Annotated in this window: 11 protein-coding genes; 6 read left to right on the top strand and 5 right to left on the bottom strand. The window is 37.6% G+C overall.

Annotation, left to right across the window (positions count from 1 at the left end; genetic code table 11):
* Nucleotides 1–62: 62 nt before the first annotated feature.
* On the top strand, nucleotides 63–875 hold the full coding sequence (locus VB264_RS00300) for an ion transporter (protein ID WP_323246026.1): 813 nt from the start codon (nucleotides 63–65) through the stop codon (nucleotides 873–875).
* Nucleotides 876–887: 12 nt separating this feature from the next.
* On the opposite strand, the gene porD is transcribed toward VB264_RS00300, so the two are convergent.
* From porD to VB264_RS00320, 4 genes are all read right to left on the bottom strand, one after another.
* Complete coding sequence (porD, locus tag VB264_RS00305) at nucleotides 888–1,832, bottom strand: type IX secretion system protein PorD (protein ID WP_323246027.1); 945 nt, start codon at nucleotides 1,830–1,832, stop codon at nucleotides 888–890.
* Nucleotides 1,833–1,866: 34 nt separating this feature from the next.
* On the bottom strand, nucleotides 1,867–3,072 hold the full coding sequence (gene coaBC, locus VB264_RS00310) for a bifunctional phosphopantothenoylcysteine decarboxylase/phosphopantothenate--cysteine ligase CoaBC (RefSeq protein ID WP_323246028.1): 1,206 nt from the start codon (nucleotides 3,070–3,072) through the stop codon (nucleotides 1,867–1,869).
* 98 nt (nucleotides 3,073–3,170) lie between these two features.
* The gene (locus VB264_RS00315; protein WP_323246029.1) at nucleotides 3,171–3,494 is read right to left on the bottom strand and encodes a DNA-directed RNA polymerase subunit omega; all 324 of its coding nucleotides are present in this window, start codon (nucleotides 3,492–3,494) and stop codon (nucleotides 3,171–3,173) included.
* 51 nt (nucleotides 3,495–3,545) lie between these two features.
* Nucleotides 3,546–4,442, bottom strand: a complete 897-nt coding sequence (locus tag VB264_RS00320) for an outer membrane protein assembly factor BamD (protein ID WP_323246030.1) — start codon at nucleotides 4,440–4,442, stop codon at nucleotides 3,546–3,548.
* A 434-nt stretch (nucleotides 4,443–4,876) separates the two neighbouring features.
* Between VB264_RS00320 and VB264_RS00325 the strand changes: the two genes are divergently transcribed.
* Nucleotides 4,877–7,936, top strand: a complete 3,060-nt coding sequence (locus VB264_RS00325; protein ID WP_323246031.1) for a PVC-type heme-binding CxxCH protein — start codon at nucleotides 4,877–4,879, stop codon at nucleotides 7,934–7,936.
* A 238-nt stretch (nucleotides 7,937–8,174) separates the two neighbouring features.
* Here VB264_RS00325 and VB264_RS00330 read toward each other — a convergent pair whose 3' ends face one another.
* Nucleotides 8,175–11,030: a T9SS type B sorting domain-containing protein gene (locus VB264_RS00330; protein WP_323246032.1), complete on the bottom strand. Its 2,856-nt coding sequence runs from the start codon at nucleotides 11,028–11,030 to the stop codon at nucleotides 8,175–8,177.
* A gap of 391 nt (nucleotides 11,031–11,421) precedes the next feature.
* Here VB264_RS00330 and VB264_RS00335 point away from each other — a divergent pair, with 391 nt between their 5' ends.
* The 4 genes from VB264_RS00335 to VB264_RS00350 all read left to right on the top strand — a co-directional run bounded on the left by VB264_RS00335 (nucleotide 11,422) and on the right by VB264_RS00350 (nucleotide 15,483).
* Entirely contained in the window at nucleotides 11,422–12,093 is a 672-nt protein-coding gene (locus VB264_RS00335) for a succinate dehydrogenase cytochrome b subunit (RefSeq protein ID WP_323246033.1), read from the top strand.
* Nucleotides 12,094–12,187: 94 nt separating this feature from the next.
* Nucleotides 12,188–14,170, top strand: coding sequence for a fumarate reductase/succinate dehydrogenase flavoprotein subunit (locus VB264_RS00340; RefSeq protein WP_323246034.1), 1,983 nt, complete (start codon nucleotides 12,188–12,190; stop codon nucleotides 14,168–14,170).
* Nucleotides 14,171–14,293: 123 nt separating this feature from the next.
* Nucleotides 14,294–14,653 (top strand): four helix bundle protein, encoded by a 360-nt coding sequence (locus VB264_RS00345; RefSeq protein WP_309914213.1) that lies wholly within the window; start codon nucleotides 14,294–14,296, stop codon nucleotides 14,651–14,653.
* Between the two features lie 83 nt (nucleotides 14,654–14,736).
* Nucleotides 14,737–15,483: a succinate dehydrogenase/fumarate reductase iron-sulfur subunit gene (locus VB264_RS00350; protein WP_323246337.1), complete on the top strand. Its 747-nt coding sequence runs from the start codon at nucleotides 14,737–14,739 to the stop codon at nucleotides 15,481–15,483.
* The last annotated feature ends 272 nt before the right edge of the window (nucleotides 15,484–15,755 follow it).

The following is a 15,755-nucleotide window of genomic DNA, read 5'->3' on the forward strand; positions in this document are numbered from 1 at the left end:
CTCTTGTGATTTAACTCAGAACTGAGCATACATTCTGTAACACTACCAAATCATTTTATCAAATGAATAGCAATTGGTCTAGAAAAGAAATCTATAAAGTATTAGAAGTAACACGAGGTAAAAAAAGCACTGCTTCGTTAGTATTCAACGCTATTTTATTAACAACGATTTCTCTGAACACCTTTGCTATCATTTTGCATTCGGTAAAAAGCCTAAGGCATGATTTTGTTTCTTTCTTCAGTGATTTTGAATACTTCTCTGTTATCTTCTTTACAATAGAATATATCGTTCGGCTGTGGGTGTGTGTTGAGAATGAAAAATATCGTCATCCTCTTTGGGGCCGAATCCGTTATATGTTTTCAGCAGGGGCATTGATTGATTTACTGGCAATTATGCCTTTCTATTTATCTAATTTCACGTCGGATACTGGCTTAATCAGGATACTTCGTTTATTCAGAATATTCAGGCTATTCAAATTTTCAAGATATGTACATGCCTTAAAAGTAATTGAAAGTGTATTTAAAGAAAAACGAGAAGAACTTATCTTAAGTTTTGTCTTTTTTATATTTACATTACTGATTTCGTCTGCTACGATGTATTATATCGAAAACCAAGCACAACCAAATATTTTTTCAAGTATTCCAGCTACTATTTGGTGGGGCGTTACTACGATTACTTCGGTAGGATATGGAGATGCCTATCCCATTACACCACTCGGAAAATTATTAGGGGGCATCGTTGCAGTAGCAGGTGTTGCGATGTTCGCCTTGCCAACGGGTATTTTTGTATCAGGCTTTAATGAACATATAAAATCTTCTAAACAAGATAAAAAGGACTTTAAGTTTTGTCCTCATTGTGGGGAACCATTATCTTAAAGTCCTTCTGTATTATTTACTCAGTTTCCTGTATGCTTCAGAATTATTAGGATCAAGCGAAGTAAGCAATGGCACTATCTTTTTCCTTTCATCTAGCGGAGCATCACCATAGATATTCAATAATTCCGCAGATTTTGCTTCAAAGAAAAGGCGATACCAAATTTGCCCAGGGCGGTTCTGAATTACCTGCTTAATGGTATTCAAGTATTCCGTTATTTGTTTTCTACTAGCTGCCGGGTCAGTAGCATAATTATCCATCGCAATGCGATGATAAGTATAGAAGCCCTCACGTAGGCTTTGTAGCTGTTGATTCAACATATTTTCGGCTACCCAATATCTACTACGTATATCATTTGAAGACGACCAACCTCCGCCTGCATTTTGTGCTAAATTCACTACGTTCAATGCTTTCTGGGCGGCATTGATACCTCCCATTTTTTCAAAGGAATCATAATCATAAGCCAAAGCTATGTAGGCATAAAAGGCTAATATCTGCGTTAGGTTGTCGTTATAATTATTATCATTATAAGTAAGGGGCGTGCCTGAGATATATTTGAATACGAAATTTCTATCTACATAATTTAAAATGACAGTTTCATAAGCAGAACCATATACGGGACGAGTAACCTGAAAACGAGCGTTGGCTTCATAGTCTCCAGTGGCAGTAGCTTTAGTAATAATCAAGGCTAATGAACAATTGATTTTCTCTTCAGGTGCAAAGTTATCATTTGTCCAACGACGGTTGTTCATAAACTCTTGCATGACATTCTGCAATTCTGTATAAATCTGTGTAGCACCACGCTGTTCATTTACCTGTATTTGGTCTGTAGAAATCGTTACTCTACAATTAATCTCTTGGGCTTGTAGGGGCTGTGACAAAGCCAACATTCCCATCAGAGCCATCACCCAACAAAGTGTATATTTATAAAAAGTATAATATGTAATGCTATTTTTCATCAATGCTATTTTTCGAAATTGATTCATTTACTTTCTATTCACTCATCATGGTATTGATGATGGCGTCTATAATGTCCTGAGCTACATCTTGTTTTGATTTCAAATCAAACTCAATGATGCTATCATCTTTTTTGATAATGCTTATCTTGTTAGTATCGTGCCCAAAGCCTGCACCAGCATCTTGTAAGGAATTCAGGACAATCATATCAAGATTTTTAGACTTGATTTTTCCTTTTGCATTGTCAACTTCGTTATCCGTCTCCAAGGCAAAGCCAATCATCAATTGGTCTGAACGTTTTTGTTTCCCCAAAGTTTTGGCAATATCGGTCGTCTTGACAAGCTCTATACTAAACGTATCTTCTTTCTTTTTTATTTTCTTATCTGCCACTATCGCAGGTGTATAATCAGCCACGGCCGCCGCCAAAATAATGATGTCTGCTTCTTCAAAATTTGCCTGCGTAGCAACATACATTTCTTGGGCTGAATGTACTTTTATTAAATTGATGCTTTCGTCTGGTTTTTTCAAAGCTACTTGTCCGCTTACTAGCGTTACTTTTGCACCCGCTTTGGCTAGTTTGTTCGCAAGGGCATAGCCCATTTTTCCTGTAGAATGATTACTGATAAAACGAACAGGATCGATGGATTCTTGGGTTGGTCCTGCGGTAATCAGTATATTTTTGTTGGCTAATACAGGATTGATCGAAAAATGTTTTTGCAGGACTTCCAGTAATTCTTCGGGTTCGGCCATACGCCCATCTCCTACTAAGCCACTGGCTAATTCCCCATAGCCTGCCTTGATGATGTGGCTTCCATATTCAGTCAGCTTTGCAAGGTTTGATACAGTGCTCGGATGTTTGTACATATCCAAGTCCATGGCAGGGGCAAAATAAACTTCACATTTAGCCGAAAGATAAACCGCAGTCAACAAATCATCACAAATGCCATTCGCACATTTAGCCAACGTGTGTGCTGTTGCGGGGGCAATTAGCATCACGTCTGCCCATAAGCCTAAATCAACGTGATTATTCCATTGCCCAGTTTCATCTTTTACAAAAGCTGACAAAACTGGATTTTTTGAGAGTGTCGATAAGGTAAGTGGTGTAATAAATTCTTTAGAGGCATCTGTCATTACAATCTTTACCGCTGCCCCTTCTTTCACCAAAAGCCTAGTGAGTATCGCAATTTTATAAGCAGCAATGCTCCCCGAAACACCTAATAATATTTTCTTGCTTTTAAGCATCTTATTCAACACTGGTTTATGGATACAAACTTAATCAAAATCAAAAAGGTCAAATGTAAAACATCTGACCTTTTTGATTAATAATTGATAGAAAACTCCTAGTCTTCCGAACCTTCATCATGTTTTGGCAAAACGAAAGTGAATTTATCTTCCATAAATTCGTCGATAGCTAATGAAGTTGGCTTTGGCAAACGCTCATAGAATTTTGAAATTTCAATTTGCTCACGATTTTCAAAAATTTCTTCTAAGTTATCTACTGAAGAAGCAAACTCTGATAATTTATTGTTCAATTCTTCTTTAGACTTCAAAGCAATTTGTCTTGCACGTTTCGAGATGATTGCTACGGCTTCATACGTATTTCCTCCTGCTTTAATAGCGAGTTTATCTACGTCTCTGGTAATGATTGATGGATTCGTTGCCATATCTTTGGTTGTTCTACTGTTTCTTGTTAAATGTTTTCAATAAAATACTGATTACTTCTGTTTGTCGCCAGCACCCACTTTAGACGTATTAGATTTCTCTTTGTCTCTAGCGGCTTTGTACTCGGCTTCAAGTTTTGCAATTCTGTCACTTTCTTTAAAGCTGATGTCATATAATTTCTCGGCTTTTTTCAAGAAGTCACTCTTAGGATATTTATCCACTAAATCTTGATAATACTTAATAGCATCATCAAAACGTTCTTTTTGTTTACTTTCAATGGTACTTTGAGCCAAATCAAATTGTGATTGAACTTTCAAATACGCTAGCTCTTCATTAAAATCTGAATCTGGGTAATCTCTCTGAAAGTTATTGATTTCAATCACAGCAGACTTCAAAGAAGCAATATTGAATTCACTGGTTTTATAATAAAGCTTTACTTTTTCGTAAGACTTCTTCTCTAATTTCTTTCTTAGCTCCTTAATCAAATCAGAAGTTTCTTCTCTAAACTTGCTGTCTGAGTAGTTATTAATAAAGTTTTGCAACTCATTAATGGCTGTAATCGTCCCGCTTTGGTCAAGATTGAACTGCGGAGAGTTTTTATATAATGAATAGGCAGACATATATACTGCTTCCTCATAATATTCGCTTCTCGCAAAAGTTTCAGCAAAACGTTTGAAATGGAAATTTGCCATTTCGTAATTGCCAGTGTGATAATCGCAATAAGCTTGATAAAACGTAGCGATTTCTTGTTGGTCTGTTCCCGTTAAAATTGGCAACAATTCCTCAAAGAGTATGCTTGCTTTGTCGTATTGACCTTTCTTGAAAAAACGAATAGCTGCGTCATACTTTTTCTTCTCATCAGTCATCTTTCTGATTTTTTCGAAATTGCTACACGCACTGAGGGTCAAAGCAAACAGTATAAATAATAAAAATTTGTGAGTTCTCTGCATAAGTTCGCAAAGTTAAGTAATTTTTGGGAGTTTGAAAATCAATACTTGTATTTGTTAATCAGAAATTAAGCAAAGTCAAATTTCGTCATTAAAAAGACCGTAATCATTAGTATTCAATAAGTTTTAACGAATTTTAACATATAATCTTATTCTGATAGGCTAACAGATTTTATAAAACAGACAGTTTTGCCTTTTTTACATCGTTTTATGGCTGTATTTTTTCCTGACTTATCTTTTTATTGACAAGTTGATAGCCTTTAAATAAGCATAAACAGTTCTATAGAGTTCTCTTTTTTTAGCCTGTTACCTACAACAAAGTACAAGTTTATATCACTAATTTAATATTTTCGGGTTTATCATTCAGTACAAATCATGACAATATTGCTTTTAGCTGAAAAGTATTTTGAAACTATTGTTCATAAACCATATTTTCCATGTCAAATAAATTATCCACTAAACTTCGTTTTGGAATCCCCGCAATTTTGCTTGGGGGTGCATTACTTACAACTGGTTATCAAAATTCCCCATCCAGTCGCTTTATTAATCATTATGTAGATTCAGTATTGACAGAAGCTCAAAAAAGATTACCTGATAATTCGCTGGAAGGTGTAAAAATGACAGATGGATTAACAGTAAAAACTTTTGCGACAGAGCCGATGTTGATAAACCCCACAGATATTGATGTGGATGCCAAAGGAAGAGTTTGGGTATTAGAGGCTTATAATTATCGCCCAAATATTACGCTAAACCCAACCAAAAAAGAAGGGGATAGAATTGTTATTCTAGAAGATAAGGACGGTGACGGAAAGGCTGATGGAAGTAAAATATTCTATCAGGATGCTTCCTTGAATGCTCCTTTGGGAATTGCAGTATTGGGAAATGTAGTATTGGTTTCACAAAGTCCTTATGTCTGGAAATTGACTGATACCGATGGTGATGACAAAGCTGATAAAAAAGAAATTTTGTTTCAAGGCATTGGTGGCGAACAGCACGACCACGGCATGCACACGTTTGTTTTTGGGCCAGATGGTAAACTCTATTTCAACTTCGGAAACGAGGGACGTCAGTTAAAAGATGTAAACGGTAATATTGTAAAAGACCAATTCGGCAAAGAGATTTCGCCTAAAAACTATCAAGAGGGCATGGTATTCCGTTGTAATTTAGACGGTTCGGAAGTAGAATGTTTAGGACAAAATTTTAGAAATAACTATGAGGTAGCGATTGATTCTTACGGCACAATGTGGCAATCGGATAATGATGATGATGGTAACAAAGGGGTAAGAATTAATTATGTAATGGAATATGGTGACTTTGGCTATAAAGATGCCATGACGCACGCTTCATGGCCAAGTAATCGTACTAATATTGAAGAAGAAATACCAAGACGCCACTGGCATTTAAATGACCCTGGAACCGTACCAAACCTTTTACAAACAGGTTCGGGCTCACCAACGGGTATGATTGTGTATGAGGGCAATTTATTACCAAGTGCTTTTCAAGGGCAGATGATTCACTGCGAACCGGGGCATAATGTGGTGCGTTCGTACCCAGTTCAAAAATCGGGTGCTGGCTATACTGCTGACATTGTCAATATCATGAAACAGGAAAAAGACCAATGGTTTCGTCCTGCTGATGTTTGTGTAGCTCCTGATGGTTCATTAATCGTAGCCGACTGGTATGACCCAGGCGTGGGAGGACACCAAGCAGGTGACCAAACGCGTGGAAGGATTTATAGAATTGCCCCTAATAATACGCCTTACAGCGTTCCAAGTTTAGATTTATCAACTCCTACTGGTGCTATTACGGCTTTAACAAGTCCTAATATTGCTACAAGGTATTTGGCATGGGAAGCCCTGACTAAATTTGGCAAAAGTGCTGAACCTGAATTATTAAAACTGTGGGCATCGGACAACCAAAGAATGAAAGCACGTGCTTTTTGGGCTTTGTGTAAAATTGTTGATGGTAAAAAGTATGTAGAAATTGCTTTAGCGGATGCGAATCCAGATATTAGAATAGCAGGTTTGAGGGCAGCACGCCAGTTGAAATTAAATGTGATTGAGTATGTCAAACAATTGTCAACTAGCAACGACCCACAAATCTTGAGAGAATGTGCCATTGCTCTACATGGTAATACTTCTGTTGAAGTTCCTACTATTTGGGCAGACTTAGCATCAAAGTATGATGGTAAAGACCGTTGGTATCTTGAAGCATTAGGCATTGGTGCAGACAATAATTGGAATGCTTGCTTTGCAGCTTACCTCAAAAAAGCACCAGACCCAACGTTAACCTTAGCGGGAAAAGACATTGTTTGGCGTGCTAGAACAACGGAATCTGTCAAGTTTTTGGCTAGCTTGGCAACTGATAGTCATATCAGCTTAAAAGAACGCTTACGCTATTTCAGGGCTTTTGATTTTATTAAAGGCAAAGAGAAATCTGAAACCTTACTATCATTATTAAAAGGCAATGCTACTGACCAAAACGCCATTAATAAACTTGCGTTAAACCATTTAGATGTAGACTTTGTAAGAACCTCTCCCCTAGCCAAACAATCGCTTAGTAAATTATTGAGTACATTGAGCGGGAAAGAATACATAGAACTACAAACTAAATATTTGTTACCCGAGGAAAACTCACGCTTGTTAAGCATGGTCAGTAAAGGCGAGATGCCTCGTCAGGCAGCAGAAGCATTGATCAAATCTCCAGAAGGGTTAATCATGGTAAAACAAATCATCAATGACCCTAAAAAAGAAGTGTTGGCACTTCAATTATTAAACGGTATTAAATCAAATGGTGGACAAGTATCGATAGACGTTCTGAAGGGTTTGATGCTTAATAAAACACGTTCAGTGAGCATTCGTCGCGAAGCCACACGAGCTATTGGCGATAGCGACAGCGGACAAAATTTGATTTTAGCATATTTGAAAGAAGGTAAAATTGAGAAAGATTATATTCCTTTTGCCGTAGAGGGTGTTAGTAAAGCTTGGCGTAGAAATGTACGCATTGAAGCATCAAAATATTTAGGAGCATCAACAAGTACGGCTAAAAAACTACCTCCTGTAACAGAATTGGTTGCTTTAACGGGCGATGCTAAAAAGGGAGCTGCTGTATTTGCTAGCAATTGTTCGGTATGTCATCAAGTAAATGGAGATGGGATGGATTTTGGGCCAAAGCTTTCTGAAATTGGGTCAAAACTAGGGAAAGATGGTCAGTATTTTGCCATTATGTATCCAGATGCAGGTATTGGTTTTGGCTATGAAGGATGGGACATTAAAATGAAGGATGGTTCAACTATGAGTGGTATCATTGCTTCAAAAACTGAAACAGATATTAGTTTGAAAATGCCTGGAGGAATTGTTCAGAATATCAAAACCAGTGCTGTAAAATCAATGAAGATGATGAATAATTCAATGATGCCTACGGGATTGATGGACGGAATGAGTAAAGAAGAGGCTGTAGATTTAATTGAGTTCTTAGCAAGCTTGAAGAAGAAGTAAGCTTGGTAGCGATGAGTTATGAGCTTACTGATTACCAGAACCATTATAAATTACTGACAATCAGACTACTTATCACTAGCGATGGACTTAAGTCCCTCGCTAGTGATAAGCGCTTCACGTAGCATGAGGACTTCAACGTTTGGTTGTAAAGGCAGTTGATGAACTTTTAATATTACATCAAAAAAGGCTCGAAGTTTTAAAACTTCAAGCCTTTTTTGATGTAATGTATTCAATAATACTATCTCAATAACTCAATCCAACCTTTCAATTTAACTGTTGGATAACTAAGGTCTAGCATCAAGAATTTCACTTCTGCATTATAGAAATAAGTTCCTACTGGCAATTCTTTTCCGTTAGTGTCAGTACCATTCCAAGCTAATTTTGGTCCAGTATAATCATATACTTTTTGTCCAGCACGGTTGTACACACTAAAGATTACGCTTTGAACAAATCTTGGGCATCTCATTGCTTGGAAAATATCGTTCTTGCCGTCACCATTAGGCGTAAATACGTTTGGCAATTCAAAACTCGGACAGTTATCCTTGCAAACTTTATTACTTGGAGCACTTTCGGTACCATATTTATCTGTAGCAGTCACATAATAACAACCTAAATATGAATCATTTTTTATGTGTGTAAACGTCTGAGCTGGTGGTGTCGGGCTGGTTACCTCTCCTACTTTCGTGTAAGTTCCATCCGAGCTTTCAGCATAATATATCGTGTATTTTACAATATCCTTCGTACAATCACTTCCAGAAGCAGATTTATCTGGATTAGTCCACGTCAATTTATTCTCGAATGATGTTAAATCACAATTGGTATTATCCTTTTTGTATTTATCACAATCAAGTAAATCAATTGTTAATTGTGGAGCACAAGGCACAATATCGCTCAAAGGTGTTGCACAAATAATCTGCGAGAAGTTATAATAGATATCAGGTTTAATCCTTGCGTCACCATAAGTACCCACTGTTTCTACCTTATAACAATAGCTAGAATCTTGCGACATTTTTGCAAGGGCTATTCCATCGGCAGCATAAGTATCTGCCCCTGTATCGGTAAAGGCAAAAGTCCCTGCTGTAGTGACAGGCACATCAGCAATACGATTAAATACGCCTGAACCAGAACGAGTCTCTCGATAAACTCGGTGAATTTGGTTTTCGTTTTTCCAAGGTACTATTGCTTGCCATGTCAAACGAACTGACTTTTTATCAGGTGTTGCAGCCAAACGCACGCTACTTGCTTTATCTGTACTATCCAACAACGTTAGGCCTGTATTACTGGTATAATAAAATGCAATGCGATAGGTATAAGCATTAGCAGTTGTATTCAGGTTTTTATCTACAAAAATTGTATCAGCCTTACCCGACAAATCAGTATCAATATTTGGCGAAACTTGTACAAAGTTTGTTCCGTTCAATCCTGTTGCTCTCGACAAACGATATTGATATGGTCCTTTGAAAACATTTTTATCTAATCCAAGCGGACGAGTCCATTTTACGGTCATCTCGCCAGTCGTAGCATCCGTTTTATCTACCGTTACGTTCGTCATGACAGACATCTGTATTGGCAAGTTGGTACAAGTTTGGTCTGAAACAATGCTTTCAGCTTTGTTAATGCCATTCGTAAATACCACTACTGTTCTATAGCTATAATCAGTATTTCTTTTTAAGTTTTTATCAACATAGCTTGTTGACGATACAGGTACTCTCGCTACTTCTACATAGCCTAAACTAGCTGGCAAGCCTGTATCACATGAGTTAGGAGTATAGTTCGTACAACCTTCTTTACGGTAGATAACAATTTCAGAGCCTACATTTTGGCAAGTGTAACTATCCCAAGTTAATGTGATTGTTTTATTGGCAGCATCGCCAGTTGCTTTCAGGTTTTTAATTCTTGGCGCTACTATCCTAATCTTCCATATTTTACTATCTACCAAGCTAGGAATAAGCCCACTCCGTGGTAAATCCTGTGCTTTAAAGAGAATATCATAAGGTTCTTGACGAATATGATTACAACCCGTTTGCCATACAAATCTACCAGAAGCTGGCGAGGCTTGATTAGCAGTTGAAGTAAACGTAGCATATTGTGGCCCAATAAAAGTAGTACCGTCTGGTAATCTATAAACAGCTCCTGTTGAGATGATTGTCATATTATCTACTCTTCCAGAGTTAGAAGGCGTATCAGTAGCAGTAATCGTTTGGCTAATTAATGTACCCGCCTCCACGCATATATCATCAGGTACTTTAATCACTGGAGGTTTGTTATCAGCATCTTTTACTTCAATTTGCATATCTCTTTCTGTAATAGAAATCAATACGCCATTTCGCCACTCTTCTACATAAAATGCACAGTTATACAATCCGATTTCTTGTGGTACATCCCAAATCAAATCACCTGTTAGGGCATTAATCGTAAAGCTACTTGGCGTAGTAGCTACTTCATTAGGCTGACGGAAACCTGGTACTGAATCTCCTTTTCTATCAGTACAGTTATCTTGGTCACCTCTTCTACAAAAAGTAAGTTTATACGCCAAACTATCCCCATCAACATCAATAGCATTAGGATTGTGGATGAATTTTTGACCAACAACTGCTGTTAAATCCACTGCTGGATTTAATAACACTGGCGTAGAGTTAAGTCCTAATCCCGGGTTCACCTTAAAAATAGTTTCAACATAAAAGGCCACTGCATCAGATGCCCCACCGATATTTCTAACGCCTTGGTTTCGGTTAGAAATCGCCACAGTTACTTTATAATCTGCCGCACCTGCATAGGTATAAATTGCTTTATAAATACCTTTCCCGATTCCGTTACCGATGTCTTCCCCATTACCACCGCCGTTGATACGAGGAGCACGAATACTACCAATACCATCGCCAAAACAAAAAGACGCATCACGTTGGTCTTGCCACGCCCTAAAGCCTGTGTTTAAGTCACAATAAATTGTCAGCGTAAACTCATAAGTAAAGGAAGTTGATGAAATTCTTTTTACAGAAATTTCTCCGCCTCTCATGTGTGTTGCGAAAGACTCTGTAGTGGACAGTATCAGAAAAAGGCCTAATACAAAAAAGTAAAATTGTTTAAATCTCATAAAAATTTAGAATATAAAATTCGGATGATTTGCCTACAAGTTATATATTATTTTTTTTGCTAACTAACGAAACAAAAAATCGAACATTAAGTTAAATTACAAGAACCAACAGGAAGGCTCTTCAAAATTAATGTTTAACAATAAAAACAAGATCTAAGTCTTATTTTATTGTAAAAAAACGTAAAAACATTATAAATAATTGCTAAAAAGTGATAGATAATTTGATACACAATCGTTTGGGTCGTAGTTTTGGGGAGGATATTTAGTTTTAAAATACTAGATACTAATTATTCGTGACATTTATCCTTTCAAAAAATCAAATTCACCCATAGTTATTATCTACTCACCTAAAACTATTAACCTTTTTAATGATAACTAAAACAATTAAAAGATGTCTTGGGTAACAAAAACACTAACGAGTTCACTGGGTAGAAAACTACTGATGGCCATTACGGGATTATCGTTGATAGGTTTTCTTGTGGTTCACTGTGGAATCAATGCATGTATTTTTTTAAACGACGGTGGCGAAACTTTCAATGAAGCAGCAGAATTTATGGCACACAACTGGCTAATTAGGACTGCTGAGGTAGGCTTAATGCTAGGCTTTATTATCCACATTGTGGATGGATTAATGCTGTGGAAAACAAATTCAGAGAAGCGTCCTGTAAAATATGCTGTCGTAAAAGGAGAAGCTAATTCTACATGGTACTCACGTTCTATGGGCCTTTTAGGTTCATTATTACTAATTTTCCTAATTATTCACCTTCGTCATTTTTGGGTAGTTAGCCGTTTTACTGATGAGATTACAAGTGGAAGAGAAACTCTTTTCGGTGAAATGAAAGAAGTTTTTGAAAACCCAATTGTTGTTGTTGTTTATGTGTTGGGTTGCATTTCTCTGGGCTACCATTTATTACATGGTTTCCAAAGTGCTTTTCAAACGATGGGATGGAATCACCCGAAATATACTCCATTTGTTAAGTCTTTGGGTGCTGGGTTTTCGATTATCGTACCCATTATTTTTGCGGCAATGCCAATAGCAATGTATTTCGGATGGATTGCATAATGAAAAAGTGTATTTGATATAAATGTATACATTTCATTATATTCTTTCATCACTCCATCACACGATTCTCAATCATAATTCTTAATCAAAAATTATGTCAACTAAATTAGATGCTAAAATACCAGGAGGACTATTACCAGAAAAATGGACAAAGTTCCGTTCTACTGTACCCTTGGTAAACCCCGCAAATAAGCGGAATATTGAAATTATTGTTGTAGGAACTGGCTTAGCTGGTGCTTCTGCGGCAGCCTCTTTAGCTGAAATGGGATATAAAGTTAAGGCTTTCTGTTTCCAAGATTCTCCTCGCCGTGCACACTCAATCGCTGCACAAGGTGGGGTTAACGCTGCTAAAAATTACCAAAACGATGGTGACTCTGTTTACCGTCTTTTTTATGATACTATCAAAGGTGGTGACTACCGTGCTCGTGAAGCAAACGTTCACCGTTTGGCTGAAGTATCTGGTAACATCATTGACCAATGTGTGGCTCAGGGTGTTCCTTTTGCACGTGAATATGGTGGATTGTTGTCTAACCGTTCTTTCGGTGGTACACAGGTACAACGTACTTTTTATGCAGCAGGACAAACTGGTCAGCAATTATTGTTGGGTGCTTATTCTGCGTTACAACGTCAAGTTGGTTTAGGTAATGTAGAATTGTTTACTCGCCACGAAATGATGGACGTAGTAGTGATAGACGGCAAAGCGCGTGGTATCATTGCTCGTGATTTGATTTCTGGTAAATTAGAACGTCACTTTGGGCATGCTGTGTTGTTGGGTACGGGTGGATACGGAAACGTATTTTACTTATCTACTAATGCAATGGGGTCAAACGTAACGGCGGCTTGGAAAGCGCATAAAAAAGGTGCTTTCTTCGGAAACCCTTGTTATACACAAATTCACCCTACTTGTATTCCTGTTTCTGGTGACCACCAATCAAAGCTTACTTTGATGTCGGAATCGTTGCGTAACGATGGACGTATCTGGGTACCATTAAAACAAAATGATAATCGCCCAGCCGCTCAGATTCCAGAGGAGGAACGCGATTATTACTTAGAGCGTCGTTATCCTGCCTTTGGTAACTTAGTACCTCGTGATATTGCGTCGCGTGCGGCTAAAGAACGTTGCGACGAAGGTTATGGTGTGGGTGCTTCTAAAAAAGCGGTTTATCTTGACTTCGCTGCGGCTATCTTACGTTATGGACGTGGAGAGGCTACGAAAAAAGGAATGCACAATGCTACTACCGAAGAGTTGCAAATAATGGGTAAAGAGGTTGTGAAAGAGAAATACGGTAACTTGTTTGATATGTACAAGCAAATTACGGGTGAAGACCCTTACGAAGTGCCAATGCGTATTTATCCTGCGGTTCACTATACAATGGGTGGACTTTGGGTTGATTACAACTTAATGACTACAGTTCCAGGGCTTTATGCAATGGGTGAAGCCAACTTCTCTGACCACGGTGCTAACCGTTTGGGTGCATCTGCTTTGATGCAAGGTTTGGCTGATGGTTATTTCGTAATTCCTTATACTATCGGTGCTTATTTGTCTGGGGATATTCGTACTAAAGCGATTCCAACAGATGCTCCTGAATTCGTTGCTGCTGAAAAGGCTGTTCAAGATACTATCGACAAGTTGATGTCTATCAAAGGGACTAAATCTGTTGATTATTTCCACAAGAAATTAGGTTTAATTATGTGGGATAAATGTGGGATGGCTCGTAACGAAAAAGGATTGAAAGAAGCTATCGCTGAAATTCAAGAAATCAAAAAACAATTCTGGTCGGATGTACGTATTCCGGGCGATGCAGATGAATTTAACCCTGAATTAGAAAAAGCAACGCGCGTAGCTGACTTTATCGAACTAGGAGAATTGATGTGTATCGATGCCTTGGACCGTAACGAATCTTGTGGTGGTCACTTCCGTGAGGAATACCAAACAGAAGAAGGAGAAGCCCTTCGTGATGACGAGAACTACGCTTACGTAGCTGCTTGGGAATACAAAGGTGCCTCTCAATTCGAACTCCACAAAGAGGAATTGGTTTATGAGAATATTAAGATTGCTCAGAGAAGTTACAAATAATTTGAAAATTTGATGATTTGAAGATTTGAAAATGAAAGTTTTAGAAGTATAAGGCTAACAATTTGAAAGAGATGTTTTATTTTAGTATATCATAAAACACCTAAGATTAAAAACCTATACTTTATGCGAAACGACAAAGAAAATCTTATTGTAAGCAAAACACTTTTATTTTCAATACAAATCATCAAATTCAGTGAGATATTAGAAACCAATAGAAAATTTGTTATTGCCAAACAATTATTGAGAGCAGGAACATCTATTGGAGCAAATGTTTGGGAAGCTCAGAATTCAGAAAGTAAAGCAGACTTTATTCATAAGATAAAAATTGCTGCGAAAGAAGCCGACGAAGTAACATATTGGCTAAAACTTTGTGAGTTATCAGAATCCTACCCGCAACCAGAACAAATTATCATTGAAGAATTAACTCAGATTATTCGAATACTATCAAGAATAATTAGTAGCTCAAAAATGGATAAAAAATAATTTTTCATCTAAACATTATTTTTATCCATTTTCAAATCTTCAAATTTTCAAATCTTCAAATTGATTCAGAAATGGAAGGAAATATGAATTTGACGCTAAAGGTTTGGCGTCAGAAAAATGCAAATAGCGAAGGCAATTTTCAGCAATATGATGTAAAAGGCATCTCTGAAGATATGTCATTCTTAGAGATGTTCGACGTATTAAACGAACGTCTTATCACTGAAGGCGAAACTCCAGTAGCTTTCGACCACGACTGCCGTGAAGGTATCTGTGGGATGTGTTCAATGTACATCAATGGTGAGCCACACGGACCAAACAAAGGTGTTACTACTTGTCAGCTTCACATGAGAAGCTTCAAAGATGGTGATACTATCACCGTTGAACCTTGGAGAGCTAAGGCATTCCCAATCGTAAAAGACTTAGCAGTAAACCGTTCAGCTTTCGACCGTATTATTGCAGCAGGTGGATACATTTCGGTAAACACTGGTAATGCACAAGATGCAAACTCGTTACCAATTGCTAAACCAGATGCAGACGAAGCTTTCGCAGCTGCAGCTTGTATCGGTTGTGGTGCTTGTGTAGCCGCTTGTAAAAATGCCTCGGCAATGTTGTTTACTTCTGCAAAGATCTCTCAATTATCTTTACTTCCACAAGGGCAAGCGGAACGTACAATTCGTGCTGAAAGCATGGTAGCTCAGATGGATGTAGAAGGCTTTGGTGCTTGTACAAACACTGGTGCTTGCGAAGCTGAATGCCCTAAAGGTATTTCATTAGAAAACATTGCACGTATGAACCGTGAGTATTACGGAGCAGTACTTTCTTCTAAATAAGTCATTTAGACTTATAATACTAAACATGAGTCATCCCGAATTTTAAAATCATAAAAAAGCGGTCGAAATTAGTTTTTCGACCGCTTTTTTATGATTGATTGGCAACGAATTCCTACTGTTTGAGCGGAGCGAGTTTAGGAATTCTTGATTTTCTTTTGTTACTTTTCTTTCATCAAGGAAAGAAAAGTAAGGACTAGATGATAATAAGTAGAAAACTTCTCAAATTGTCTCCCAAATGCACAATTTTAAGGGAAATTCGGGATGACTCATGT

The organism is Arcicella aquatica, from assembly GCF_034928825.1.
GTDB classification, from domain to species: domain Bacteria; phylum Bacteroidota; class Bacteroidia; order Cytophagales; family Spirosomataceae; genus Arcicella; species Arcicella aquatica.